General features: G+C 73.3%; 21 protein-coding genes and 1 pseudogene. 10 read left to right on the top strand and 12 right to left on the bottom strand.

Going from position 1 to position 24,711, the window contains the following annotated elements:
• The first annotated feature begins 51 nt into the window (after nt 1-51).
• Nucleotides 52-1,001 (top strand): annotated as a pseudogene (locus OG974_RS07000) (DUF885 family protein).
• Here OG974_RS07000 and OG974_RS06995 read toward each other — a convergent pair.
• From OG974_RS06995 to OG974_RS06985, 3 genes are all read right to left on the bottom strand, one after another.
• Entirely contained in the window at nt 952-2,238 is a 1,287-nt protein-coding gene (locus tag OG974_RS06995) for a pyroglutamyl peptidase (protein ID WP_371645825.1), read from the bottom strand. The pseudogene OG974_RS07000 and the gene OG974_RS06995 sit on opposite strands and share 50 nt — an antisense overlap.
• A gap of 91 nt (nt 2,239-2,329) precedes the next feature.
• The gene (locus tag OG974_RS06990; protein WP_327281766.1) at nt 2,330-3,247 is read right to left on the bottom strand and encodes a serine/threonine-protein kinase; all 918 of its coding nucleotides are present in this window, start codon (nt 3,245-3,247) and stop codon (nt 2,330-2,332) included.
• Complete coding sequence (locus OG974_RS06985; protein WP_371645823.1) at nt 3,244-5,112, bottom strand: ABC transporter ATP-binding protein; 1,869 nt, start codon at nt 5,110-5,112, stop codon at nt 3,244-3,246. Before OG974_RS06985 ends, OG974_RS06990 begins: the two co-directional genes overlap by 4 nt.
• A 440-nt stretch (nt 5,113-5,552) precedes the next feature.
• Here OG974_RS06985 and OG974_RS06980 point away from each other — a divergent pair, with 440 nt between their 5' ends.
• Nucleotides 5,553-5,789, top strand: a complete 237-nt coding sequence (locus tag OG974_RS06980; RefSeq protein WP_371645821.1) for a chaplin — start codon at nt 5,553-5,555, stop codon at nt 5,787-5,789.
• 76 nt (nt 5,790-5,865) lie between these two features.
• Here the strand turns inward: OG974_RS06980 and OG974_RS06975 are convergent, their stop codons facing one another.
• Complete coding sequence (locus tag OG974_RS06975) at nt 5,866-7,119, bottom strand: MFS transporter (RefSeq protein ID WP_328761636.1); 1,254 nt, start codon at nt 7,117-7,119, stop codon at nt 5,866-5,868.
• Nucleotides 7,116-8,489, bottom strand: coding sequence for a GH1 family beta-glucosidase (locus OG974_RS06970; protein WP_328761635.1), 1,374 nt, complete (start codon nt 8,487-8,489; stop codon nt 7,116-7,118). The genes OG974_RS06975 and OG974_RS06970 overlap by 4 nt, the downstream gene beginning before the upstream one ends.
• Before the next feature lie 177 nt (nt 8,490-8,666).
• Here OG974_RS06970 and polX point away from each other — a divergent pair, with 177 nt between their 5' ends.
• The gene (gene polX / locus OG974_RS06965) at nt 8,667-10,400 is read left to right on the top strand and encodes a DNA polymerase/3'-5' exonuclease PolX (RefSeq protein WP_371645819.1); all 1,734 of its coding nucleotides are present in this window, start codon (nt 8,667-8,669) and stop codon (nt 10,398-10,400) included.
• Between the two features lie 9 nt (nt 10,401-10,409).
• Here the strand turns inward: polX and OG974_RS06960 are convergent, their stop codons facing one another.
• A complete protein-coding gene (locus OG974_RS06960) occupies nt 10,410-11,957 on the bottom strand; it encodes a monooxygenase (RefSeq protein ID WP_328761634.1) in 1,548 nt (515 codons plus the stop codon).
• 63 nt (nt 11,958-12,020) lie between these two features.
• Here OG974_RS06960 and OG974_RS06955 point away from each other — a divergent pair, with 63 nt between their 5' ends.
• Nucleotides 12,021-12,719, top strand: a complete 699-nt coding sequence (locus OG974_RS06955; protein WP_327281759.1) for a TetR/AcrR family transcriptional regulator C-terminal domain-containing protein — start codon at nt 12,021-12,023, stop codon at nt 12,717-12,719.
• Nucleotides 12,720-12,778: 59 nt separating this feature from the next.
• Here OG974_RS06955 and OG974_RS06950 read toward each other — a convergent pair whose 3' ends face one another.
• From OG974_RS06950 to OG974_RS06930, 5 genes are all read right to left on the bottom strand, one after another.
• Nucleotides 12,779-12,997, bottom strand: coding sequence for a hypothetical protein (locus OG974_RS06950; RefSeq protein WP_329312671.1), 219 nt, complete (start codon nt 12,995-12,997; stop codon nt 12,779-12,781).
• Nucleotides 12,994-13,407: a hypothetical protein gene (locus tag OG974_RS06945; protein WP_327281757.1), complete on the bottom strand. Its 414-nt coding sequence runs from the start codon at nt 13,405-13,407 to the stop codon at nt 12,994-12,996. Before OG974_RS06945 ends, OG974_RS06950 begins: the two co-directional genes overlap by 4 nt.
• Before the next feature lie 110 nt (nt 13,408-13,517).
• The gene (locus OG974_RS06940) at nt 13,518-14,963 is read right to left on the bottom strand and encodes a HAMP domain-containing sensor histidine kinase (RefSeq protein ID WP_327281756.1); all 1,446 of its coding nucleotides are present in this window, start codon (nt 14,961-14,963) and stop codon (nt 13,518-13,520) included.
• Nucleotides 14,960-15,673, bottom strand: coding sequence for a response regulator transcription factor (locus OG974_RS06935; protein WP_327281755.1), 714 nt, complete (start codon nt 15,671-15,673; stop codon nt 14,960-14,962). Before OG974_RS06935 ends, OG974_RS06940 begins: the two co-directional genes overlap by 4 nt.
• A gap of 84 nt (nt 15,674-15,757) precedes the next feature.
• Nucleotides 15,758-16,669 carry a DNA-binding protein gene (locus tag OG974_RS06930; RefSeq protein WP_371645816.1) on the bottom strand — a complete coding sequence of 304 codons (912 nt, stop codon included), beginning with the start codon at nt 16,667-16,669 and terminating at the stop codon, nt 15,758-15,760.
• Between the two features lie 137 nt (nt 16,670-16,806).
• On the opposite strand from OG974_RS06930, the gene OG974_RS06925 reads away from it, so the two are divergent.
• Genes OG974_RS06925 through OG974_RS06915 form a run of 3 tightly spaced genes read left to right on the top strand, consistent with a single transcriptional unit; the run spans nt 16,807 to nt 19,536 of the window.
• Nucleotides 16,807-17,178, top strand: a complete 372-nt coding sequence (locus tag OG974_RS06925; protein ID WP_327281753.1) for a bifunctional 3-phenylpropionate/cinnamic acid dioxygenase ferredoxin subunit — start codon at nt 16,807-16,809, stop codon at nt 17,176-17,178.
• Nucleotides 17,175-18,359 carry an NAD(P)/FAD-dependent oxidoreductase gene (locus OG974_RS06920; protein ID WP_371645814.1) on the top strand — a complete coding sequence of 395 codons (1,185 nt, stop codon included), beginning with the start codon at nt 17,175-17,177 and terminating at the stop codon, nt 18,357-18,359. Before OG974_RS06925 ends, OG974_RS06920 begins: the two co-directional genes overlap by 4 nt.
• Before the next feature lie 37 nt (nt 18,360-18,396).
• Nucleotides 18,397-19,536 carry an aromatic ring-hydroxylating dioxygenase subunit alpha gene (locus OG974_RS06915; RefSeq protein ID WP_371645812.1) on the top strand — a complete coding sequence of 380 codons (1,140 nt, stop codon included), beginning with the start codon at nt 18,397-18,399 and terminating at the stop codon, nt 19,534-19,536.
• Here OG974_RS06915 and OG974_RS06910 read toward each other — a convergent pair.
• Complete coding sequence (locus OG974_RS06910) at nt 19,508-20,305, bottom strand: IclR family transcriptional regulator (protein ID WP_371645810.1); 798 nt, start codon at nt 20,303-20,305, stop codon at nt 19,508-19,510. The two genes, OG974_RS06915 and OG974_RS06910, sit on opposite strands and share 29 nt — an antisense overlap.
• A 168-nt stretch (nt 20,306-20,473) precedes the next feature.
• Between OG974_RS06910 and betA the strand changes: the two genes are divergently transcribed.
• The 3 genes from betA (at nt 20,474) to OG974_RS06895 (ending at nt 24,691) form a co-directional block, all read left to right on the top strand.
• The gene (betA, locus tag OG974_RS06905; protein WP_327281749.1) at nt 20,474-22,168 is read left to right on the top strand and encodes a choline dehydrogenase; all 1,695 of its coding nucleotides are present in this window, start codon (nt 20,474-20,476) and stop codon (nt 22,166-22,168) included.
• 11 nt (nt 22,169-22,179) lie between these two features.
• Complete coding sequence (locus OG974_RS06900) at nt 22,180-23,067, top strand: methylenetetrahydrofolate reductase (protein WP_327281748.1); 888 nt, start codon at nt 22,180-22,182, stop codon at nt 23,065-23,067.
• Nucleotides 23,068-23,221: 154 nt separating this feature from the next.
• The gene (locus tag OG974_RS06895; RefSeq protein WP_371645807.1) at nt 23,222-24,691 is read left to right on the top strand and encodes an aldehyde dehydrogenase family protein; all 1,470 of its coding nucleotides are present in this window, start codon (nt 23,222-23,224) and stop codon (nt 24,689-24,691) included.
• Nucleotides 24,692-24,711: the final 20 nt, after the last annotated feature.

Genomic DNA, 24,711 nt, shown 5'->3' with positions numbered 1-24,711 from the left:
AAGACCCGGTCCGGGGCGTGCCCGGGGGAGGCACTGGGCAGTACCCCGGGCATGTTGAGGCCGCAGCATGAGCTGCCCCGCCAGATCTCCGACGCGCACGTCGACGCCCTGGTCGCGCTCGACCCGATCACCGGCACCTAACCGAGCCCGCGCGCGGGACCCTCGTACGGCTCGCCGTGGCCGAGGCCGCGCCACGGCCGCCCGGCGCGGGCACCGCCGACGTCGAAAGGCGGTGCACACGGCTGCTGCGGGAGCGCCTCGACGCGGAACTCGCCCAGTACGAAGCCGGCGAACACCTGCGCGCGGTGAACAACATCTCCTCGCCCCTGCACCGGGTGCGCAAGGTCTTCGCGGTAATGCCGACCCGGACGCCCGAGGACTGGGCGGCGATCGCGCAGCGGCTGCGGGCCGTGCCCGAATGCCCGGACGGCTACCGGGCCTCCCTCGCCGAGGGCGTGGGCCGCGGAACGACCGCGGCGCCGCGCCAGCACTGGACGTTCCTCGCGGACGGTCTCTCCCGCTACCAGACGAAGGTCGCCAAGGTGAGCGCCACCACCGAGGGCTGGGCCCTGTACGCCGAACGCCTCATGGACGAGCTGGGGTTCCTCACCGACCCCGCGCACCGGCTGGGCCACCTCGACGCCCAGATGGTGCGCGCCCTGCGGGTGATCGTCGACATCGGCATGCACCTGCGGCTGCGCATCCCCGCCGGCTCGCCGTTGCGGCCGGGAGAACGCTGGACGCCCGCACTGGCGCGGGAGTTCCTCGGCCGCTACTCCAGCCGGCCCGCTGCCCGTCTGGACAGCGAGGTGATCCGCTATCTGGGTAGGCCCGGCCAGGCCGTCTCGTACAAGCTCGGCGAACGGGCCTGGCTGGAGGGGCGGGAGCGGGCCCGGGCCGGGCAGGGCGCGGGTTTCGACCTCAAACGGTGGCGGATCACGGGTCAGGGGATCACGGGCGGGCCGCGGTGTGTTCGAGGACGGTTCGGACCTCCGCGGTGATCGCGCTCTCGTTGCGCTCGAAGTCGGGGCCCGTCAGCAGGGCCGGGTCCGCCGGGAGGCCGGTGAGGACGGGGGTGTGCAGGTGGCCGCCGGGCAGCTGCGGGGCGAGGTCGCCGCGGAGGCGGTTGGAGCGGTAGGCCACCTCGTTGGACAGGTAGCCGCCCCCGCCGCCCGCCACGGCCCGCGAACCCGGCGTCGGGCCGTCGGAGCGGTCCACGGGGGCGGTGGCGCCCGCCGGGATCTCGGTGACGGCGGTGTTGAGGAGCACCGGGTACGGGCTCTGCACGGCGCCGGTCGCCGCGTCGGTCGGGAGCGTGGTCCGGATGAACTCCGCGCCCGGGGCGAGGCCGGGAGCGGTCACCGGGTGCTCGCGGGTGCCGCCGGAGAGGGAGCCGGTGTTGTCGGGGTACGGGTCCGCCGACCGGGAACGGCCCGCCCAGGCCTCCAGGGTGAAGATGCCGGGGTAGCCCTGGCTGATGGTGGTGATGACGTCCGCCGCGCCGCGGCCGCCGGCCAGGCGCGGCGTGAAGGCCCGCTCCACGATGCCGGCGTCGAAGTCCGCGTACCGCACGGGCAGGACGACGGCGCGGATCTCGGCGGGGCTGCCGTCGGCGAGGGTGATGCGGCGCCCGTTGAGCTGGAGGGCGGCGGAACCGGAGGGGTTGGCGCGGCGCAGTTCGCCGTCGAGCCCGAACGGGTCGAAGCCGCTGATGAAGACGCGCCGTACGCCCGGCGCCGGCCGGAAGGCGTTGTCCGTGAGGCCGCGGGAAGCGTCCTCGAAGCGGGTGCGCAGCGCGGGGGCGTCGAGGGGGAACCCCGGTTGCCAGCGGGCGAGCGCGGTGGTCATGGCCAGCCGGGTCCAGTACAGCGGCCGGTCGTCCCCGGCGGCGAGGTCACCGCCGGGCCGCTGCCCCTGGGCGCGGCGCACGGCGGCCTGCCAGAGGGCCCCGCCCCAGTCGTCGAGCAGCCGCCCGGCCTCGGCGGCGCTGCGGGCGGTGCACAGCGCGGCGGGGAAGCGCCGGACGAAGTCCCCGAATCCGGCGCGCTCGACGAGCGCCGTGGTCCGGGTGTCCGCGAGCCGCGCCTGCTCGGGGTCGGGGGGTGTGGCGAGGGCGGGTGCGGGGGCCGCGGTGCGGCACGGCGTGGCCCCGTCCGCGTGCGCGGGCGCGGTGACGGCCAGGGGAAGGACGGTGGTGAGGAGGGCCGTGACGGACGCGGCGCGTCGTAAGAGCATCATGCAATGTGACATTACATAGACGCTGTCACCCCCACCAGACGCCCTCGTACGGCCATGGCCCGTTCCGGCCGCTCCGGTACGGCGCTCCCGCTCACTCCGGCACGGGGGTGTCGCGCCGCCGCCGGCGCAGCGTCGCGTCGAGCGCGGCGGACAGTTCGGACACCGTGGGCCGGGCCGCGGGATCGGGGCGCAGGCAGCCGTCGATGGCCGCCGCCAGGGCACGGGGCAACCGGCGCCGGGCGGTGACGGGCGGAGCCGGTCCTTCGAGCTGCGGGTACCAGTCGTCGGCCGCGTCCCGGCTCCCGGAGGCCCCGCCCCCGCCCGCGCCCGTGTTCGTGTCCAAGGTCTCGCCGGGGTCGAACGGGACCTCCCCGGTGGCCACTTCGTACAGCGTGACGCCGATGCCCCAGACGTCGGCCGCAGCCGACAGCAGGCCCCCGCGCGCCTGTTCGGGGGCCATGTAGCCGAACGTGCCGACCCCCGCGGGGGCGGTGCCGGGAGCGCGGGCGACGCTGAGGTCGAGCACCTTCGCGTGACCGCCGTCCACCACGACGTTCGACGGCTTGAGGTCCAGGTGCAGCAGCCCCTGCCCGTGCAGGTAGTGCACCGCGGAGCACAACTGCACGCCGAGGACGGCCACGTCCTCGGCGCCCGCCCGCCGCGGCAGCCGGTCGACGAGGTGCGACAGCGTCTCGCCCGTCAACGTCTCCAGCACCACCAGCGGCTCGGGCGACTCCAAGGTCTCGTACGCGCGTACCAGGTGCGGATGCGTGAAGCGCCGGAGCCAGCGGCCCTCGCGGACGAGCCGGTCGGCCAGCCGTGCTTCGCCCCGGCGGTCCGGGCGCAGCACCTTCACCACGCACCGGCAGTCCCGCTCTTCGCTCCAGGCGTCGTACAGGTCGAGCCAGCCGGTCCGGGCCAGGTGCGCCAGGACCTCGTACCCGGGCGCCGGGGCCGTGCCGGGCGCGAGGAGCGGGGCGGGAGGCCGGGCGATGGCAGCAGTGCTCATGACAGCACCTTCAGCGGGGAGTCGGCCTTGGCGGGGCCGGGGCCGGGGCCGGGCGCGCCGCCGTTCACCCGGTGCAGGCGGGCGTAAGGGCCGTCGCGTACGAGCAGCTCTTCGTGCGTGCCGGACTGCGCCACCCGGCCCCGGTCCAGCACCACCGTGGACGTGGCGTCGCGGACGGTGAGCAGGTTGTGGGAGATCACGATGGTCGTCCGGCCGGCCATCAGCCGGCGCAGCGGCTCCATGATCCGGCGGCCCGACTCGGCGTCCAGACCGGTGGTCGGTTCGTCCAGGAGCAGTACGGGCGCGTCCCGGACCATCGCACGGGCGATCGCCAGGCGCTGGGCCTGACCGCCGGACAGGGTCCGGCCCCGTTGGCCCACGACGGTGTCGTAGCCCTCGGGGAGCAGCCGGATGAACCCGTCGGCATCGGCCGCACGCGCGGCCGCGACGATGTCCGCCTCCGTCGCGCCGGGCCGGCCGTACGCGATGTTCTCCCGGACCGTGCCGTGGAAGACGAGCGTCTCCTGGAGCACCACCGCGACGTTCTCCCGCAGTTCGGACAGTCGCAGTTCCCGCAGATCGGTGCCGTCGAGGAGCACCGCCCCCCGGTCCGGGTCGTAGAAGCGCAGTTGCAGCTTGCCGACCGTGGACTTGCCGGCGCCGCTCGCCCCGACCAGCGCCAGCGTGGCACCCGGCTCGACGCGGAACGACACGTCGCGCAGGGACCACCGCGCCGTGCCCGGATAGCGGAAGGAGACGCCGCGGAACTCGACATTGCCCCGGGCGCGCCCGATCCTCCGGGCACGGGCGGCTTCCACCTCGACGACCTGGGGACGCTGGTCGAGCAGTTCGATGATCCGCTCGGCCGACGCGGACGCCGCGTAGAACGTGTTGGTGAGCTGGGACAGGTCGCGGATCGGACTGTAGAGCTTGCCCAACAGCGCGACGAAGACCAGCAGTCCGCCCAGCGTGAGCTGCCCCTGCGCCAGCTTCCAGGTACCCAGGGCCAGCACGGCCAGCGCACCGGTCAGCTCGATCACCTCGACGATCGGGCCGTACACGGAGCGGATGCGGGCCGAGACCATCGCCGCCCGGAACCGGCCCGTGCTCTCGCGGGCGAACCGGCCCTCCTCCGTCCCCTGCCGGTTGTACGCCTGCACCAGCGCGATGTTGCCGAGCGACTCCTCGGCTATCGCGCTGATCGAGCCGCTGCGCCGGCGCCGCTCGCGGGACGCGGCCTTGACCAGCCGGGAGAAGCGCCGGGCCGCGCCCCAGAAGAGCGGCACGATCACGAGCGCGAGGAGGGTCAAGTCCCAGCGCAGGTAGAACAGCAGGCCGAGGAAGACGCCCAACCGGATCACGTGGTAAAGGCCGTTGGCCACGCCCGACAGGAGGAACGTCTCGATCGCGTCGACGTCGCCGGTGATGCGGGACAGTACGTCTCCCAGCCGCCGGCGCTCGAAGAAGCCGAGCGAGAGGCCCTGGACGTGCCGGTAGACGTCCGCGCGCAGGGTCAGCAGAAAACGCTCGCCGACCCACGTGGACATCACGTCGTCGGCGAACTCCAGAACGCCCGAGAAGAGCACCAGGCCCAGATAGGCCAGCGCGATCCACAGGAACGGGCGCAGATCGCGCGGAACGAGTACCTCGTCCACCACGACCTTGAAGAGCCAGATCTCGGCCGCGTCGATCAGCGGGCCGATCGTGCTGAAGAGGAGGATCGGGACGAGCCAGCGCCGGCCGCCACGGGTGTAGGGCCAGAACCGCCGGAACGCCTCGCGCGGGGTGACGGGCGGGGCGGCGGCGACGACCGAGTCGGGGTCGTCCGCCACCGACAGCAGCCGCCGCACGGCATGCCGCGCCACGTGTCTCATCGTCGCGTTCCTGAACGATCGGCGGCCGGGCGGACCGCGGGGGCGGATCCGCTCAGCCGTCCTCGGCGGTCACCAGCCGTGACCGTGGTTTCCGTTGTTGCCGTGGTCAGTGTGACGGCGGCGACGGTGACGGCGCCTCTCGGTGCTGTCGTGGGTCCCCGAGGTCATGTCCCTCTTTCCGTGACGGCGGTGTTTTGCAGGGATGAGGTGAGTGAAGATCGCCATGAGTTTCCTTCCTGGAGAGACTTCCACAGGGGCATACGCTCCAGAGCGCTCGGGGGATTGCCCTTCGCGGAAATTTCTCGGTCGCACGTCCCTCCCGGCCGCCGGTACCGCGGCGCGGACAGCGCCCACGACCGGGTGAATCGGGGAGGTTCGGGCCCCACTGGTATGGGATGGCCCGGCACACCCTCATGCGATGGGAGATCCACATGAAGATCCGTACCCTGGCCGTTGCGGCCTGTCTGGTCGTCGGTGCGACGCTCGGCGGTATCGGCAGCGCTGCCGCCGACGCGACGGCCGACGGCTACGCCATCGGTTCGCCGGGCTTCCTCTCGGGCAACGTCGTCCAGGTGCCGATCCACATCCCGATCAACCTCTGTGGCAACAGCATCAACATCCTCGCGGCGCTGAACCCGACCGGTGCCCACACCTGCACCAACACCTGACCCACCCTGCCCGCGGTGTCACCGGCCCGTCCGGTGGCACCGCGGGCGCCAGGTGCCACGGCGCCCCCGTCCGGTGCTACGGGACCCCGCGGATCCGGCGGACCAGCACCGATCCCGCCAGCGCCAGGGCGCCCGCGAGCGCGTAGAGCGCCGTGTACCCGCCGAAATGCGTGACCACCGGCGCGGCGATCACCGGAGCCAGCACTTGGGGCAGGGCGTTTGCGATGTTGATGACGCCGAGGTCCCGGCCCCGGTCCTGCGCCGTCGGCAGCACGTCCGTCAGCAGGGCGAAGTCCACCGACGTGTAGATGCCGAAGCCGACCCCGAGGACCAGCGAGGCGACGATCGCCCCGGTCCAGGTCTGCCAGACGGCGAGCAGCAGCGTCGCCGCGGAGATGACCAGCCCCGACCCGATGACGTAGACCTTCCGCCGGCCCGTACGGTCCGACCTGACGCCGCCGACCACCACCGTGGCCAGGAGGGTGAGCGCGTTGAGGGCCGTCAGGACCAGCACGCCCGTGTCCGCGTCGTCCTCGTAGTGCACCGCGTCCGTCAGGTAGTACAGCAGGTACATGGTGCTGACGGAGTACGACAGGTTCATCAGGAAGCGCGTCAGCCAGGCCCAGCCGAAGTCGGGGTACCGGCGCGGGTCGATCCAGAAACCGGTGAGGAAGGCCCGCCACCGGAAGGGCGGCCGGGCCGCGGGGGAGAGCCGGGTGTCGCGCCGCATCACCACGTACGGGACGGCCGCGAGCACCGAGAACGCCGCGCACGCGAGGTACCCGGCCGTGATGCCGCCCGCGACGGTGGCCAGCGCCGTACCGACTAGGATGCCGCCGACCTGCGCGACGCCGAGCCAGCCGCCGACCAGGCCGCGCCGACGGGGCGGGACCTGATCGGGCACGGCCGCGGTGAGCGCGGCGAAGGCCGCGTTGAGGGCCAGTTGGACCACGCACCAGCCCGCGATCACCACGGCGACGCTCGAAGCCCGCGCGAGGACGAGCAGCCCGCCCGCCCCGCCCGCGACACCGGCCGCCACCCAGGGGATCCGCCGGCCCACCGAGGCCGTCGTACGGTCCGACAGGGCCCCGAACACCGGGTTGGCGACCATCGAAACGGCCGCGCCCACTCCCGTCACCAGCGCGAGCGTGGAGGCCTTGTGGTCCGGGGCGAGCTGCTGCGCCTGGCGGGCGAGCAGCAGTTGGAGCGGACCGAACCAGCCGACCCAGACGCCCAGATTGGCGAGAGACAGTGCGCTGATCCACCGCCCGCCGACCGGGCCGGCGTCGAGCGGGCCGGCGCTGTCCTCGGCGGTGCGCCCGACGGTCATCTTCCGCCCTTGACCACGTCGCGGTACCAGGCGTACGAGTCCTTCGGAGTCCGCTCCAGCGTCTCGTAGTCGACGTGGACCAGCCCGAACCGCTGCCGGTACCCCTCGGCCCACTCGAAGTTGTCGAGGATCGACCAGATGAAGTAGCCGCGGACGTCCACGCCCTGCGCCATCGCCCGGTGCAGGGCGGCGAGATGGCCGGCGTGGTACGCGATCCGGCGCGCATCGCAGATCCGGCCCGTCACGGGATCGGGCCCGTCCGCGTACGAGCAGCCGTTCTCGGTGACGTACAGCGGTGGCAACCGGTCGCCGTAGCGCTCGCGCAGGGAGACGAGCAGTTCGCGCAGCCCGTCCGGGACCACCGGCCAGCCGAAGTCGGTGTGCTCGTACCCCTCGATCGGCCGGATGTCGAAGGGGAGGTCCGCCGGGATCTCGATGCCCCCGAACTCTCCTGCGGGCCCGCTCGGTCGCGGGGCTCCGACGAGCATGGGGTTGTAGTAGTTGACGCCGTACCAGTCCAGCGGGGCCGAGATCGTCTTGAGGTCCTCCGCCACCGGGCCGGGCAGCAGTGAGGCCAGGCCCTCGTCGGGGTACGCGCCGGTCAGGATCGGGTCGGAGAAGAGGCGGTTGGTGAGGGTGTCGTACAGCTCGGCGGCGGCGCGGTCGGCCTCGCCTTCGCCGGCGGCCCACACGGGACTGTGCGAGGCGGCGATGCCGATCCGGCGGGCGCCCGCGGCGCGCAGGGCCTGTACGCCGAGGCCGTGGGCCAGGAGCTGGTGGTGGGCCGCGGGCAGGGCGTCGAAGACCAGGCGCCTGCCGGGGGCGTGCTCGCCGAGCCCGTACCCGAGGAGGGTGACCTCGGCGGGCTCGTTGATGGTGATCCACATGGGGACGCGGTCGGCGAGCCGCTCCGCGACCACCGAGGCGTACGCGGCGAACCGTTCGGCGGTGTCGCGGCTGAGCCAGCCGCCCTTCTCCTCCAGGGCCAGCGGTGTGTCCCAGTGGAACAGCGTGGGCACGGGGGCGATCCCGGCGGTGCACAGCGCGTCGACCAGCCGGTCGTAGAAGTCCAGCCCTTCGCGGTTGACCCGCCCGTGGCCGTCCGGCAGGACCCGCGACCAGGACACCGAGAACCGGTAGGCGCCGACGCCGAGTCCGGCCATCAGGGCCACGTCCTCGCGGTAGCGGCGGTAGTGGTCGGTGGCCACGTCCGCGTGCGAGCCGTCCTTGATGCGGCCGGGCTCCTTGGTGAACGCGTCCCAGGAGGAGGGGCCCCGGCCGCCGGCGGCGGGCGAGCCCTCGATCTGGAACGCCGAGGCGGAGACGCCCCAGAGGAAATCGGCGGGGAACGGGGGTACGGGCGCAGTCATTCGGGCTCGCTTCGGTCGCGGTGGCAGCACGGTGCGGTCGCCAACAGCGCAGCGTGCAGCCGCTGTTGGAGGCATCGCTGACGGCCACACTTTTGGGCCCCGGGCCCCGCCCTGTCAATGGAAAGTGAACAATCCTCTACTTCTTTGCGCGGTGCGTGCGGCCCGTACCCTGGAGGCATGGCCAGGGCCAACGAACGGGTCGAGGCGCTGCTGCAGGAGTACGCCGACCTGATCGCGATCAGCGGCGGCGACGCCTTCAAGGCGCGCGCCTACGAGAAGGCCGCCCGCGCCGTCGGCGGCCACCCGGCCGATGTCGCCGGGCTCGACGCCAAGGCCCTGCGGGAGATCCCGCACGTGGGCAGGTCCATCGCCGACAAGATCGTGGAATACCTGGGCACCGGCCGCGTCCCGGACATCGAGGCGAGCCGGGCCGCCGTCCCCGCCGGGGTGCGGGAGCTGACGGCCATACCCGGGCTCGGACCCCGCAAGACGCTCGTGCTGTACGAGCAGCTGGGCATCTCGTCCGTCGAACAGTTGCAGGAGGCCGTCCGTCAGGAGCGGCTGCGCGACCTGAAGGGGTTCGGCGAGCAGACCGAGCAGAACATCCTCCACGGGATCTCCGTACTCCGGAACGCCGACGGGCGCATCCTGCTCGGCGCCGCGACGGACGTCGCCGAGCAGATCGTCGCCGAGATGGAGCGGATCCCGGGGTGCGTGCGGTGCGCGTACGCGGGGTCGCTGCGCCGGATGCGGGAGACCATCGGCGACATCGACGTCCTGGTGGCGGCCGACCGGTCCGCCCCGTTCATGACGGCCCTCGCCGAGCTCCCGCACGCGGCCGAGGTCATCGTGCACGGGGCGAAGAAGACCTCCATCCGCACCGGCGCCGGCCTCCAGATCGATCTGCGCGTCCTGCCGCCCGCCTCCTGGGGAGCGGGACTCCAGTACTTCACCGGCTCCAAGGCGCACAACGTCCGCCTCCGCGCGCTGGCCGTGCGCCAGGGGCTCAAGCTCTCCGAGTACGGGCTCTTCGACGTCGAGAGCGGCGAGAACCTCGCCTCGGAGACCGAGGAGGAGGTCTACGCCCGGCTCGGACTGCCCTGGATCGCACCGCCGTTGCGGGAGGACCGCGGCGAGGTCGCGGCCGCCCTGCGGGGCGAGCTGCCCGGTCTCGTGGCGGAGGGCGACATCCGGGGCGACCTGCACACCCACACCGACCTCACCGACGGCCTCGCCTCCCTGGAGGAGATGGTGGCCGCCGCTGCCGCCCGCGGCCACGCGTACTACGCCGTCACCGACCACGCGCCGGACCTCGCCATGCAGCGCATGACGCAGGAGAAGGTCCTGGCACAGCGCGAGCGGGTACGGGCCCTGGACCGCACGGTGCACGGCATGCGGCTGCTGCACGGCACGGAACTCAACATCGGCCCGGACGGCGGCCTGGACTGGCCCGACGCGTTCCTCGCGGACTTCGACCTGTGCGTGGCTTCGGTCCACTCCCACTTCGGCCAGAGCCGGCAGGACATGACCCGGCGCTTCATCCGGGCCTGCGAGAACCCGAACGTCGCCGTCATCGGCCACCCCACCACGCGGCGGATCGGCCGGCGCCCCGGCGTGGACGCCGACTTCGACGCCGTCTTCGAGGCCTGCGCGCGAACGGGCACCGCGCTGGAGATCAACGCGCATCCGGAGCGGCTCGACCTGTGCGACGAGGACGTCCTGCGGGCCAAACGCCACGGGGTGAAGTTCGCGGTGAACTCGGACGCGCACGCGACCACGCACCTGCCCTACCTGCGCTACGGGGTGGGCACGGCGCAGCGCGGCTGGCTGACGAAGGACGACGTCGTCAACGCCTGGCCGTGGGCCCGGCTGCACCGCTTCCTGCGGGAGAAGCGGACCGGACGCGTCTGACGCGCCCCCTCACGGGGTACCGGCCCACGCGGCCAGCGCGCGGGACCGCCCGGTACGACGGGTCGCGGGGTCGCAGCTCCGGGTGGCCCAGGCGATGTGGCCGTCGGGCCGTACGAGGACTTCGCTCACGCCGTCGAGGCTGCCTCCGCCGCCGTCGGGGCCGGACCGGCCGGACCGGCCCACGGCGCTGACCGCGAGGACCCGGCCGGCCCGGCCGTCCGCGTCGCACTCCTGCTGCTCCTGCTGCGCCCCCGCGAGGTCCAGCAGGACGAAGCGGCCCTCGTGGAGCAGTTCGTACACCCGGGAAGCGGTGGACCCGGCGACGCCCAGCGGGATGTCGGGCATCCGGGTGCCCACCAGCGGATCGGCGCCGGGGTCGGCGGACGGGTATCCGACGCCGAGCGCGGAAACCTGTCCGGCGATGCGCCGGTTGACCTCGTCGATGCCGAGCAGGCCGTCGAGCAGCTCCCGCAGGGCCGCGGCGGGCCGCTGGTACGCGGGAACGAGCGCCAACTCGGCCAGCAGTGCCTGGACCTCGGTGTTCTCGGTGACCGCCCGGCCCACCGGGTGCCGCTCGCCGTGGTAGGTGTCCAGGAGCCCGGGCGGCGCCCAGCCGTGGATCTCGGCGGCCAGCTTCCAGCCCAGGTTCACCGCGTCCTGGAGCCCGGTGTTGAGCCCCTGGCCGGCCGCGGGGAAGTGGACGTGCGCCGCGTCGCCCGCCAACAGCAGGCGGCCGGCCCGGTAGCGCGCGGCGAGTCGGGTGGCATTGCCGAACCGGGACAGCCAGCGCGGCCGGTCGATCCCGCAGTCGATCCCGCAGGCCCGTACCAGCGCGTCGCGGAACTCCTCGGCGGTGACCGCTTCGGTGCTCGGCGTCCGCATCCGCTGCGGATCGATGAGGACGAACCGGGTCACGCCGCCCTCCAGCGGGACGGCCAGGACGCCCTGGGCCCGGGCCCGCCCGAGGCTCTCCGGGTCGGCCGCCGCGAAGTCGCCGAGCATCCCGGTCAGCGTCTCCACGGTTCCCGGGAAGTCGATGCCGGCCTCCCGCCGCACGATGCTGCGCGCACCGTCGCAGCCGACCGCGTACCGGGCGCGTACGGTCTCGGCCGCCGCGTCGGCGCCGGCGCCCGCACCGGTGGCGCGGACGTCGACCTCGACGCCCTCCGGGTCCTGGCGCACTGCGGTGGTCTCGCGTCCGCGCCGGACCTCCACGCCGAGCTCGCGGGCCCGCTCCTCCAGCAGCGCCTCCGTGCGGGCCTGGGCCAGGAACAGGGTGTACCCGTGGCGGCTGTCCAGTGCGCTGAAGTCCAACTGTGTGCCGAGGCCGGCGAAGTGCCAGCCGGGCACGGTCCGGCCCAGCGCGAGGAACCGGTCGGCGAGCCCCCGCTGGTCCATCAGCTCGACACTGCGCGGGTGCAGGCTCAGCGCCCGGGAATCGCTCTGCGGGACCTCACGCCGTTCCACCACCCTGGTCCGTACGCCGGCCAGGGCGAGCTCGCAGGCGAGCATCAGTCCGGTCGGTCCGGCGCCCACGACGATCACATCGGTGTCCATCGGTCACCCCTCCCTATTTAGTGAACAATGTTCACGTGAACGATGTTCACTATAGTGGGGCGCATGAGCTCACCGTCAACCCCGCCGCCCACCGGCGGCGCCCCCCGCCCGGCCCGGGGCAGGCCAGCACGGCTCGACCAGGCCCGCACCGTCGCGGCGGCCCTGGACCTGCTCGACGAAGCCGGACTGGACGCGCTCACCATGCGGCGGCTGGCCGACGCGGTCGGCGTCCAAGCCGGGGCGCTCTACCGCCACTTCGCCACCAAACAGGACCTGCTGACCGCCATGGCCGAACGGATGCTGGCCGGCTGCTCCGCCCCGCTGCCCGAGCCCGACTGGAGCGGACGCCTGACCACCCTCGCCCGCCGCATGCGGACGGCGCTCCTCGCCCATCGCGACGGGGCACGCGTCTACGCGGGAACCCATTCCACCGGCGCGAACACGCTCGGCTTCGCCGAGACCCTCACCGGCGTCCTGTGCGAGGCCGGCTTCCGGCCCGAGGAGGCGGCGCGCGCCGTACTGACGGTCGTCCACTTCACCGTCGGCCACACACTGGAGGAGCAGGCCGCCCTCCAGCCAGGCGACCAGGGGCCCGCGGACCCCGACCGGCTCCGCGAGGCGGTGGCGGCGGCGTCCTACCCGCACCTCGCCGCGGCCCTGCCCGTGTTCACCGGCACCGACTTCACGGCCCAGTTCGAGTTCGGGCTGGGCCTGCTGCTCCACGGCCTGCACGCACTGGACCGGCCCGGGCCCGCCGGCTGAAACGCGTCCGGCCCGCCCCCGTGGATCGGGGGCGGGCCGGCGTGTGCGTGCGGCGCGGGTCAGTTGTTCTGCGTGGCGTCCGAGTCCGCCTCGGCGGCCGCGCTCTCGGCGTCGTCCAGCTTCTTCTGCATGTCCTTGACCGTCACGTCGTCGGCGCCGCTCACGGACTGAGTGCCCGACGGCTTGGCGCTCGCGCCCGGCGAGCAGCCGGTGATCAACAGCGCAGCCCCCGCGGCCAGGACGACGAGCCCGGCGGCGGCGCGGCGGGCGACGGTCACTTGGACCCCTGCGCCGAGCACCAGGTGCTGACGGCCTTCAGGTCGTCCTGCCGCTTCTGGAGGGTGGGCAGCAGGCTCTTGCGGAAGGTCAGGCGGTCGTTCAGGTACGTGTGGACCTCGGTGTGCCCGGCGGTCTGGGCGTTCGCGACCCGCTGCTCCAGCCGCGCGACGGAGCCGAGAACGGTGACGTCGCCGTTCAGCCGGGTGATCGCGGTGCTGATCCGCGTCTCGGTCTTCGGCAGGCGCTTGCAGATCCCCTTGGCGCCATCGCCCTTCGGCGCGGACTTGGCCGTCTTCGGAGCGGCGGGGGCGGGAGTGGCGGTGTCGGCCTGCGCGGGAGCGGCGGCGAACAGGGCGCCGGCCAGCGCGACGGCGCCGATCGCGGCGGCGGTCCTACGGATCGGGAGCATGGCTGTATCCCCTTCGGTACGAGCGAGCCGGCTCACTGGCGGCCGACGGACAGGACGGTAGGGGGCCTCTTTGTGGAATCTTTGTGAGTCCGGGTGGGTCCGCAGGAGCCTCAGTCGCCGCGGGAGATCCAGTCCCGCCGCTTCGGCAGTCGCAGCGTCGGGGAGTCCGCCGCCGACAGGGGCAGGCGCACCTCGAAGCGGGTGCCCGCGCCGCCGGGCGGTGTCTCGATGGCGACCGTGCCCCGGTGCAGCGCGGCCTGCTGGGCGACGAGCGTCAGCCCGAGCCCGGAGCCGGGGCTGCCCGGGCGGTGGTGGAACCGCCGGAAGACGGCTTCCCGCTCGCCGGGCGGGATGCCGGGCCCCGCGTCGTCCACGGTGAGCACCGCGTACCCGCCCTCCGCGCGCAGCCGTACCGCGATCCCGGACGGCTCGTCCGGCAGGTGTCCGTGCACCACCGCATTGCCTAGCAGGTTGGCGAGCAGGATCGCCAGCCCCGCGTCCCAGCCGAACACCCATAGTTCCGCCGGGAGTTCCACGTCCAGCCGTGCCGAGGGATGGCGGCGTGCGGTCTCGCCGGTCACCGTGTCCACCAGCTCGGACAGGTCGAGCGGGGCGAAGGCGGACACCTCCACCAGATCGCCCCGGGCGAGCATCCGCAGGGCCGTGAGCAGGTCCAGCAGGCGGGCGTGGTCGCTCTGTAGGTCCCGTACGATCTCGGCCCGTTCGGCGGGCGGTAGGTCGGGGTGGGCGGCGAGGACGTCCAGGTCGGTGCGCATGCTCATCAGCGGCGTGCGCAGCTCGTGGGAGGCGGCCGAGGAGAACGAGCGGGCGGTGTCCAGTGCCTGCGCCGTCCGGGCGGCCTGCTCCTCGTACCGGGTCAGCAACTGGGCGATGGCCGAGGACAGTTCGTCCACCTCGGTGATGTTCGACGGTGCGGCGGCGAAGGCGGCCGCGCCGGCCCCCGGGTCGAGCTCGGCGGCCCGTCGGCTCAGCTTCCGTACGGAGGCGGTGGCGCGGCCGGCCAGCCCGTACGCGAGCAGCCCGGAGACCGGCGCCGCGAGCAGGGCCACCAGCAGGACCCGGCGGCGTACGGCGACGACCTGCGGGTCCGCGGCCGAGGCCGGGGTGAACAGCCACAGCGTGCCCGGCGCCGGCCCGGCCACGGGGACGGTCAGCACCCGCCAGGCGCGGCCCTTGGTCCGCACGGTGACCGGCCCGTCCGGGGTCTGCTCGGGCAACCGCTCCGGCTCGGAAGGCTGCGGGCCGCCCTCCAGGACGACGGAGCCGTCCGCCGTCCGGACCCGGATGCCCGCGTCGAGGACGTCGCCGAGGACCTTGCGGTGCTGGTTCTGCTCCACCTTCGGCTTGCCGTTCCGGTCGGCCGTCAGCATCGTCTTGACGTCCGGGAGGACGGCCGAGGCCCGGTCCTGGAGCCGGGTGTCCTGCTGCTGGTGCAGATCGCGGCTGACCAGGCCGAGCACCAGCAGGCCCGCCGCGAGCACCAGCAGGGGCACCACCACGGTCACCGAGAGCGCGATGCGGGTGGAGAGCTTCACGACCCGCTCCGGGCCTCGGGGACGCGCAGGACGAATCCGACGCCGCGCACGGTGTGGATCAGGCGCGGGCGCCCGCCCTCCTCCAGCTTCCGGCGCAGGTAGCTGACGAAGGTGTCGACGGCGTCGCTGCGGACCTCGAAGTCGTACCCCCACACCCGGTCGAGCAGCTGGTCCCTGGTGAGGACGATCCCGGCGTTGCGCACGAGCTGCACCAGCAGCTCGAACTCGCGCCGGGTGAGATGGACTTCGGCGCCCTCCTGGCGAACCTGCCGGCTCGCCTCGTCGATCACGAGCGGCCCGGCGCACAGCACGTCCGACGGGGCCCGCTCGGGCCGGCGGCGCAGCAGGGCGTGCAGCCGTAGGACGAGCTCCTCCAGGGCGAAGGGTTTGACCAGGTAGTCGTCGGCCCCGGCCTGCAGCCCGGCGATCCGGTCCGCGACCTCGTCGAGGGCCGACAGCATCAGCACGGGGGTCTCGTCGCCCTGGACGCGCAGGCTGCGGCAGACGTCGGTGCCGGTCAGCCCGGGCATCGAGACGTCCAGGACGAGGACGTCCGGACTCCGGTCGGCGAGCACGGCCAGCGCGCCGGGGCCGTCCTCGGCGAGGAGCACGGTGAAGCCGCTCAGCCGCAGCCCGCGCTCCAGCGAGCGGCGGATGGCGGCGTCGTCGTCCGCCACCAGTACCAGTCCGGTGGATGTGCTGCCGGTCACACTGCCCTCCTCGCGCGCGGCCCGTATCGGGCCGGGCCGACCCTCTCACGCCCGCCGGACCGCCCGGAAGCCGGGGCCCCGGTGCTACCGTGCGCCCTCCTTCCGCAGCGTCTCGCCGAGGTGTCCGCTGGCGTCCCGCAGGGCGCGCGGTACGCGGGGGCCGCCCTCGATGGTGCGGGCCGTGCGGGCGAGGGCGTTGAGGGCGCGGACGGAGCCGATGTCCGGGACCGATCCGACGAGGGACGACAGCAGGGTGTCCGTTTCGCGCCAGGCGCCGGCCCGGGCGAGTACGGACGCCAGCTCGGCGGGGAAGAGCGACCGGTAGGCGGGCGCCCCGCGCGCCGCCGTCGCCTCGTACAGGAGGGACGCCGCCCCGTCCAGGTCCCCGAGGGCGGCCAGGGCGAGCCCGTGGTGCCCGTCCAGTTCCGACCGGTCGAACCACCAGGTCCAGGACGGATCGCGCTCCGAAGGCCCGTCCGCCAGGAGTTCCCGGGCCGCGGCCAGGGACCGCAGCGCCCGGCGGCGCTGCCGGAGCCGGGCCCGGGCGCGCGCTTCGCGGACGTGGAAGATGGCGGCGACCCGTGCCGACGGGTGCTCGCCGGCCAGAACGGACGACGAGATGCGCAGTGACTCGGCGGGGCGCCCGAGGTGTTCCTCCTGTAGGCACAGCACGGAGAGGACGAGCAGTTCGACGGAGCCGCTCTCCCGGGGCAGGGTGCTGGCCAGGGCCAGTGCCCGGCGGGCCAGTCGTCGCGAAGTGCCGTGCCGCTCCGCGTCGAAGAGGATCCAGGCGGCGACCTGGAAGAGCTCCATCAGCGCCGACCGTTCGGCCGCGCCCGCGCCTCTGCCCGCGCCCGTGCCTCTGCGGTGCGGTCGGCCGGCGATGTCGGAGTCGACGGAGGCGACGGCGCGCAGTGCGGCCGGTGCGGCCCGGCGCGCTCCCACCGTACGGTCCGTTTCGAGGAGCTGCGCGGTCAGTGCGGCGACGTGTTCCATGGTCCAAGCCTGCGTCCTTCCACGGTCGGTGACGAACCCTCCCGATGTCGTGAACCCTTCCTTGACAAGGTATGGGGGCGCCCTCAAACTGACGTTGCGTTCACCGCAATCCGTTTCGCTATACGCACCGAGGTGTCATGAAGATTCCCGTGTGCCGACTCGCGGACCTCCCGCGGGGCGAGGCCTGTCGACTCGATTCCGACCCCCCGATCGCGGTGTTCCACACCGAGGACGGCGAGGTGTACGCCATCGACGACACGTGCACCCACCAGGACGCCTCGCTCTCCGACGGCTGGCTGGAGGGCTGCGAGGTCGAATGCCCGCTGCACGCCTCGAAGTTCGACCTGCGCACCGGCGCTGTCGACTCCCCGCCGGCGAAGCGCCCCGTCCGTACCCACCAGGTCCTCGTCGAAGAGGGGACGGTGTACGTACTGCCGCAGGACGCGCCGACCGGCCTGCCGCGCCAGCCGCCTGGTGCCGCCGTCCACCGGGTCGAAGGCCGCGCGTGAAGACCGTGGCCGTCGTCGGCGCCTCGCTGGCCGGCCTGTCGGCCGCCCGCTCACTGCGCGAGCAGGGGTACGACGGGCGCCTCGTCCTCATCGGCGACGAACCCCACCGCCCTTACGACAGGCCCCCGTTGTCGAAGGAGTTCCTCGCCGGGGAGATCGACGAGGACGCGCTCGCCCTCGAAGCCGAGGGCGAGGACCTCGCGGCCGTCTGGGAACTCGGTGCGCGGGCCGTCGGGCTCGACACCGGGTCGCGGGCCGAGCACCACGTACGGCTCGCCGACGGCCGGTCGGTCCGGGCCCACGGCATCGTGATCGCCACCGGCGCCGCCCCCCGGACCCTGCCCGGGAGCGGGGGACTCGACGGCGTGCACGTCCTGCGCAGCCTGGACGACGCCCGCGCGCTCCGGGCGGACCTGGCCCGCGGCGGGCGACTGGTGGTCGTCGGCGCCGGGTTCATCGGGGCCGAGGTCGCCTCCACCGCCCGGCGGCTCGGCCTCGACGTCACCGTCGTGGAGGCGGCGCCCACACCGCTGGCCGGCCCGCTCGGCAGGGAGATGGGCTCCCTCGTCTCCCGGCTGCACGCCGACCACGGCGTCCGCCTGCTGTGCGGGACGGGCGTCCGCGCCCTCGCCGGTAGGGGCAGGGTGGAGGCCGTCCTGCTCGGTGACGGCCGGCGCCTCGCCGCCGACACCGTGGTCGTCGGGGTGGGCGCCCGTCCGTGCACCGACTGGCTGGCGGGGTCCGGACTGGACCTGGCCGACGGCGTACGGTGCGACGCGGCCGGCCGTACGAACGTCCCCGGCGTCGTCGCCGTCGGGGACTGTGCGGCCTGGTACGAGCCCGCGATCGGGGCCCACCGCCGGGTCGAGCACTGGACGGGCGCGCGGGAACGCCCGGCGGCGGCGGTCGCCGCCCTGCTCTGCGGCGGCCGGGGCGTTCCGCAGGCGCCGCGGCCCCCGTACTTCTGGTCGGACCAGTACGGAACCCGCATTCAGTTCGCCGGGCATTGCGCGCACGCCGACAGCGTCACGGTCGAGGAGGGCGCGGCGGCCGACCGCAGCTTCCTCGCGGTCTACCGCAGCGCGGGCCGGCCGGTCGCGGTGCTCGGGCTGGACCCGCCGCGCCCGTTCACCCGGTGGCGGCGCCGGCTGGCCGGCGCCGGGTCCCGCACCACCGGCTGACGACATCCCGAACCACGACGTTCCGCGAGGAGTGCACGTGACATCGAGCAGCCTGCCGGAGAGCCTGATCGCCACCCTTCCCGGCGCGTACTACACCGATCCGGCCGTCTTCCGGCTGGAGCAGGAGCGCATCTTCGAGACGATGTGGTTCTGCGTGGGGCGTTCGTCGGAACTGGCCGGGCCGGGCGCCTACCGCACCGTGGACGTCGGTCGCGAGAGCATCCTGGTGACGCGTTCGCGCGACCACGCGGTCCGCGCCTTCTTCAACGTGTGTCGCCACCGGGGCGCGAAGCTGTGCACGCAGGAGACCGGCGAGGTCAGGCGGGCCTTCCAATGCCCGTACCACGCCTGGACGTACGACCTCGACGGCAGGCTGATCGCCGCGCCCAACCTGGCGAAGATGCCGGACGTCGGCCGGACCGAGTTCGGTCTGGCGCCCGTGCCCGTGCGCGAGTGGCTCGGGTACGTGTGGGTCTGCCTCGCGGACAGCCCGCCCTCCTTCGAGGAGCAGGTCATGGGCGCCGCCGTCGAACGGCTCGGCGACGCGGAGTCCATCGAGCGGTGGGCCGTCGCGGACCTGGAGGTCGGACGGCGGATCGTCTACGACGTCAAGGCGAACTGGAAGCTCATCATCGAGAACTTCATGGAGTGCTACCACTGCGCCACGATCCACCCCGAACTCACGGAAGTGCTACCGGAGTTCGCCGGCGGTTACGCGGCCCAGTACTACGTCGGACACGGCGCCGCCTTCGGCGAGGGCATCCGGGGCTTCACCGTGGACGGCTCGGAGGGCCTCGACCGCATCCCCTCCGTGTCGCCGGACCAGGACCGCAAGTACTACGCGATCACCGTGCGCCCGCAGGTCTTCGTCAACCTCGTGCCGGACCACGTGGTCTTCCACCGGATGTACCCGGTCGCGGCCGACCGCACCGTCGTCGAATGCGACTGGCTGTACCTCAAGGACGTGGTGGAGAGCGGAAAGGACGTCAGCCGCTCCGTCGAGCTCTTCGACCGGGTCAACCGGCAGGACTTCGAGGCCTGCGAGCGCTGCCAGCCCGCGATGAGTTCCCGCATGTACGCCGGGGGCGGTGTGCTCGTGCCCAGCGAGCACCACATCGGGGCGTTCCACGCCTGGGTCCGGGACCGGCTCAGCCCAGGTGCCCCATGCGGTGGCTGATCTCCTGGGCTCCCTTGACCAGCAGCGGGGAGAGCTCGCGCATCCGCTCCTCGGTGAAGCGGTAGCTCGGCCCCGAGGCGCTGATCGCGGCGATGACCACGCCGTCCCGGTCTCGGATCGGGGCGGCCATGGCGTGCAGCCCGAGCTCGTACTCCTCCAGGGTCATGGCGTACCCGCGGTCCAGCGCTTCTACGAGGTTCTTCTCCAGCTTCGTCCTCGCCGTCAGGGTGCTCGGCGTGTACTTCTTCAGGCCGGCTTCCGCCAGCAGCTGCACGCGCCGCTTCGCCGGGAGGTGGGCGAGGAGGACCTTGCCGCTGGAGGTGGCGTGCAGCGGAGTCAGCTGGCCGACCCAGTTGTGCGCCGTGACCGCGGCCGGGCCGCGCACCTGGCAGAGGTTGATCGCGTACTGCTCCTCCAGCATGGCGATGTTGACCGTCTCGCCGAGTTCCTCGGCCAGCCGCTCGCACACGGGGCGGCCCACCTGGGTGATGTCGATCCTTCCCGTGACGGCGCCCGCCAGCCGTACGATCCCGAAGCCGAGCCGGTACTTGCCGCGCTCCGTGGCCTGTTCGACGAGTCCGCGCGCCTCCAGCGCCCCGAGGAGCCGGAACGCCGTCGACTTGTGGACGTCGATCTCAGCCGCCACCTCGCTGACGCCCGCCTCGCCGCGCCGGGCGAGGATCTCCAGCACGCTGACGGCGCGGTCGACGGACTGCACCCCGCCCGCCGGGGCGCCCGTTGTTTCGGTGGCTGCCTCGTGGTTGCTCATGGCGAAACCATACTCGTCGTCACCAACGGCAGGTCGGAGCGGGTCGAGGACGAAAGGTTGCGCTGAATGCAACCTGGTGCGCATGACGGCACCCGTACTAGCATGCGCCGCATCTTGACGGCTGGGGGCAGCCCTCGGCCGCAGACGACGGGGAGGGACGACACTCCGATGGTGCCCCAGCAGTACGACTTCGTCATCGTCGGCGGCGGCTCGGCCGGCAGCGCCCTGGCGAACCGGCTCTCCGCGGACTCCGGCAACCGCGTCCTGGTCCTCGAAGCAGGCCGCCCCGACTACCCGTGGGACGTCTTCATCCACATGCCGGCCGCCCTGACCTTCCCCATCGGCAGCCGCTTCTACGACTGGAAGTACGAGTCGGAACCCGAACCGCACATGAACGGGCGGCGCATCCACCACGCCCGCGGCAAGGTGCTCGGCGGGTCGAGCAGCATCAACGGCATGATCTTCCAACGCGGCAACCCCCTCGACTACGAACGCTGGGGCGCCGATCCGGGCATGGAGAACTGGGACTACGCGCACTGCCTCCCGTACTTCAACCGGATGGAGAACTGCCTGGCCGCGGACCCGGAAGACGAGTTCCGCGGCCACTTCGGCCCCCTCGTCCTGGAGCGCGGACCGGCCGCCAACCCCCTCTTCCCCGCCTTCCTGGAGGCGGTCCGGCAGGCCGGGCATCCGCTCACCGACGACGTCAACGGCTACCGCCAGGAGGGCTTCGCGGCCTTCGACCGCACCCTCCACCGCGGGCGGCGCCTGTCCGCGGCCCGGGCCTACCTCCACCCGGCCATGAGGCGGCCCAACCTGCACGTGCGCACCAGGGCCTTCGTGACCCGGATCCTCTTCGAGGGCGGGCGCGCCGTCGGCGTCGAGTACCGCCGCGGCCGCGGGGCGCCCCGGCAGGTGCGGGCCGGTGAGGTGATCCTGTCCGGCGGCGCGATCAACTCCCCGCAGCTGCTCCAGTTGTCCGGCATCGGCAACGCCGACGAGCTGCGCGCCCTGGACATCGACGTCGTCCACGACCTGCCCGGAGTGGGGGAGAACCTCCAGGACCACCTGGAGGTGTACGTCCAGTACGCCTGCAAGCAGCCGGTCTCGATGCAGCCCTACCTGAAGTGGCGCCACCGCCCCTGGATCGGCCTCCAGTGGCTCTTCCGTACGGGACCCGGCGCGACCAACCACTTCGAGGCCGGAGGCTTCGCGCGGAGCAACGAGGACGTCGCCTACCCCAACCTGATGTTCCACTTCCTGCCGATCGCCGTCCGCTACGACGGCTCCGCGCCCGCAGGGGGCCACGGCTACCAGGTGCACGTCGGCCCCATGTACTCCGACGCCAGGGGCTCGGTGAAGATCAGGAGCAAGGACCCGCGGGTCCACCCGGCCCTGCGGTTCAACTACCTCTCCACCGAGCAGGACCGCCGCGAGTGGGTCGAGGCGGTCCGCACCGCGCGCACCATCCTGGGGCAGCCCGGGCTGGCCCCGTACAACGACGGTGAGATCTCGCCCGGGCCGGACGTCGAGACCGACGAGCAGATCCTGGACTGGGTGGCCAGGGAGGGCGAGACCGCCCTGCACCCCTCCTGCACCTGCCGGATGGGCACCGGTGACGGGTCCGTCACCGATCCGGCGAGCCTGCGCGTGCACGGCCTGGAGGGGCTGCGCGTCGTGGACGCGTCCGTGATGCCCTACGTGACGAACGGCAACATCTACGCACCCGTCATGATGGTGGCCGAGAAGGCCGCCGACCTCATCCTGGGCAACGAGCCGCTGCCGCCGTCCAAGGTCGAGTTCTACCGGCACCACCGCCTCCGCAGCGAGGCAGAGCAGGGGCAGCACCCCGGCCACACCTGAGGAGGAGCGGCATGTCCGCCGCCCGGCCCACGCCGTACCCCGAACGCCCCGTGCCGGCCCCGGTCACCGGGGGCGGCCTCGCGGAGCTCCTGCGCAGGGTCCGCTACGAGGTCCTGCCGGCGAAGGCCACCGAGGACAAGGTCCTGGCCCACGTCCCGGCGGACGTGCCCGTCACGGTCACGGCCTCCCCGGCCAAGGGCCTCGGTCCGACCCTGGACCTCGCCACCCGCCTGGCCGGGCACGGCTACCGGGTCGTCCCGCACGTCCCGGCCCGGCAGATCGCCGGCGCCGGGCACCTCGCGGAGATCGTGGACCGGCTGGTCGCCGCCGGAATCGAGGACGTCTTCGTCCCGGCCGGCGACGCCGACCCGCCGGCCGGGACGTACGACGCGGCGCTGCCCGTACTACGCCGCCTCGGCGAGCTCGGCAGCCCGTTCGCGCACGTCGGCATCACCGGCTACCCGGAGAGCCATCCCCTCATCGACGACGACGTCACCGTCCGGGCGATGTGGGACAAGCAGCCGCACGCGTCGTACATCGTCAGCAACCTGTGCTTCGACCCGGCGACCCTGCGCCGCTGGCTCGCGCAGGTGCGCCGCCGCGGCATCGTGCTGCCCGTGCACGTCGGCGTCGCCGGACCCGTCGAACGCGCGAAGCTGCTGTCCATGGCCACGAAGATCGGGGTGGGGGAGTCGGCCAAGTTCCTCACCCGGCACCCCTCGTGGTTCCTGCGCTTCGCGGCGCCCGGCGGCTACTCCCCACAGCGGCTGCTGCGCCGCAGCGCCCCCGCGCTGGCGGCGCCCGGGTCCGCGGTGGCCGGGCTGCACCTGTTCACCTTCAACCAGATAGCCGAGACCGAACGCTGGCGGCGCGCGCTGCTGGAGCGCCTCGAAGGCTGAACGGGGCGCCGCGCAGCCTCCGTACCCGGCCGCCGGGCCGTGCGTCCCCTTGACGTACCGCACCCCGTGGGCGATCGTGTCGTTCCATTCCGAGCACTACGATGCACAATACGCAACGCACATACCGGTGTTACCCGTATGGAGGGCTCCGCGCGTGGCAGATCTGTACGTCGGCGGGAAGTGGCGCGAAGCGGTGGCGGGCGGCCGTCGGGACATTCACTGCCCGGCCGACGGCACCCTCGTGCGTACCGTGTCCGAAGGCACGCGCGCCGACACCGAAGCCGCGATCGCCGCTGCGCGCAACGCCTTCGACGAAGGGCCGTGGCCGCGCACACCCGAACGGGAGCGCGGCGCGCTCCTGCTGCGCACCGCCGCGGTGATCGAGCGCGGGGCGAAGGAGTTCGCCCGCGCCGAATCCCTCGACACCGGCAAGCGCCTGGTGGAGAGCGAGTACGACATCGCCGACGTGGTGGCGTGCCTGCGCCACTTCGGCGGGATCGCGGGCACCAGCGCCGGCAGGGTCGTCGACACCGGCCGCGAGGACGCCGTGAGCCGGGTCGTGTACGAACCGGTCGGGGTGTGCGGCCTCATCACCCCGTGGAACTACCCCCTGCTCCAGGCCGCCTGGAAGGTCGCGCCCGCCCTCGTCGCCGGCAACACCCTCGTCCTCAAGCCCAGCGAGCTCACCCCGTCCACCTCGGTCCTGCTGATGCGCGCGCTGGAGGAGGCCGGACTGCCCGCCGGAGCGGCCAACCTGGTCCTGGGAGCGGGGCCCGAGGCCGGCGCGCCGCTCGCCGAACACCCGGGCGTGGACATGGTCTCGTTCACCGGAGGCCTGGAGACGGGCCGGCGGGTCATGGCCGCCGCCGCGGCCGGAGTGAAGAGGGTTGCCCTCGAACTGGGCGGCAAGAACCCCAACGTGGTCTTCGCCGACGCCGACTTCGAGGCGGCCGTGGACCTCGCCCTGACCGCCGTCTTCCTGCACTCCGGACAGGTCTGCTCGGCCGGCGCCCGCCTGATCGTCGAGGACCCGCTGCACGACGCCTTCGTCGACGAGCTCGTGCGCCGCGCCCGTGCCATCCGACTGGGCGGCCCCTTCGACCCGGCCGCCGAGACCGGGCCGCTGATCTCCGCCGGACACCGGGCCAAGGTCGAGGAGTACGTCGCCGCCGGTCTCGCGCAGGGCGCCGTACTGCGCTGCGGCGGCCGGCGCCCCGAGGACCCCGCGCTCGCCGGCGGCTTCTACTACCCGCCGACCGTGCTCGACGACTGCCGCCCTCACATGCGCGTCGTGCGGGAGGAGTCCTTCGGCCCCGTGCTCACCGTGGAGCGGTTCTCGGGCGAGGACGACGCCGTACGGACCGCCAACGACACGGAGTACGGGCTCGCCGGGGCGGTGTGGACCCAGGACGCGGGCAAGGCGCAGCGCGTCGCCCGGCGGCTGCGGCACGGCACGGTCTGGATCAACGACTACCACCCCTACGTCCCCCAGGCGGAGTGGGGCGGCTTCGGGCACTCGGGCGTCGGCCGCGAGCTGGGCCCGACGGGCCTGGACGAGTACCGCGAACCGAAGCACATCTGGCAGAACATCCAGCCCAGGGCGCAGCACTGGTTCCGCGGCTGAGCCGCTGCCATCCGAAGAGA

The organism is Streptomyces sp. NBC_00597 (assembly GCF_041431095.1).
Lineage (GTDB): Bacteria > Actinomycetota > Actinomycetes > Streptomycetales > Streptomycetaceae > Streptomyces.
This window is presented reverse-complemented; position numbering and strand designations above follow the sequence as displayed.

Excerpts from the sequence above, each read along its gene's own strand:
- OG974_RS06995 (WP_371645825.1), bottom strand. The coding sequence starts at position 2,238 with ATGATGCTCTTACGACGCGCCGCGTCCGTCACGGCCCTCCTCACCACC.
- OG974_RS06990 (WP_327281766.1), bottom strand. The coding sequence starts at position 3,247 with ATGAGCACTGCTGCCATCGCCCGGCCTCCCGCCCCGCTCCTCGCGCCC.
- OG974_RS06980 (WP_371645821.1), top strand. The coding sequence starts at position 5,553 with ATGAAGATCCGTACCCTGGCCGTTGCGGCCTGTCTGGTCGTCGGTGCG.
- OG974_RS06975 (WP_328761636.1), bottom strand. The coding sequence starts at position 7,119 with ATGACCGTCGGGCGCACCGCCGAGGACAGCGCCGGCCCGCTCGACGCC.
- OG974_RS06970 (WP_328761635.1), bottom strand. The coding sequence starts at position 8,489 with ATGACTGCGCCCGTACCCCCGTTCCCCGCCGATTTCCTCTGGGGCGTC.
- polX (WP_371645819.1), top strand. The coding sequence starts at position 8,667 with ATGGCCAGGGCCAACGAACGGGTCGAGGCGCTGCTGCAGGAGTACGCC.
- OG974_RS06960 (WP_328761634.1), bottom strand. The coding sequence starts at position 11,957 with ATGGACACCGATGTGATCGTCGTGGGCGCCGGACCGACCGGACTGATG.
- OG974_RS06955 (WP_327281759.1), top strand. The coding sequence starts at position 12,021 with ATGAGCTCACCGTCAACCCCGCCGCCCACCGGCGGCGCCCCCCGCCCG.
- OG974_RS06945 (WP_327281757.1), bottom strand. The coding sequence starts at position 13,407 with ATGCTCCCGATCCGTAGGACCGCCGCCGCGATCGGCGCCGTCGCGCTG.
- OG974_RS06930 (WP_371645816.1), bottom strand. The coding sequence starts at position 16,669 with ATGGAACACGTCGCCGCACTGACCGCGCAGCTCCTCGAAACGGACCGT.
- OG974_RS06925 (WP_327281753.1), top strand. The coding sequence starts at position 16,807 with ATGAAGATTCCCGTGTGCCGACTCGCGGACCTCCCGCGGGGCGAGGCC.
- OG974_RS06910 (WP_371645810.1), bottom strand. The coding sequence starts at position 20,305 with ATGAGCAACCACGAGGCAGCCACCGAAACAACGGGCGCCCCGGCGGGC.
- betA (WP_327281749.1), top strand. The coding sequence starts at position 20,474 with ATGGTGCCCCAGCAGTACGACTTCGTCATCGTCGGCGGCGGCTCGGCC.
- OG974_RS06900 (WP_327281748.1), top strand. The coding sequence starts at position 22,180 with ATGTCCGCCGCCCGGCCCACGCCGTACCCCGAACGCCCCGTGCCGGCC.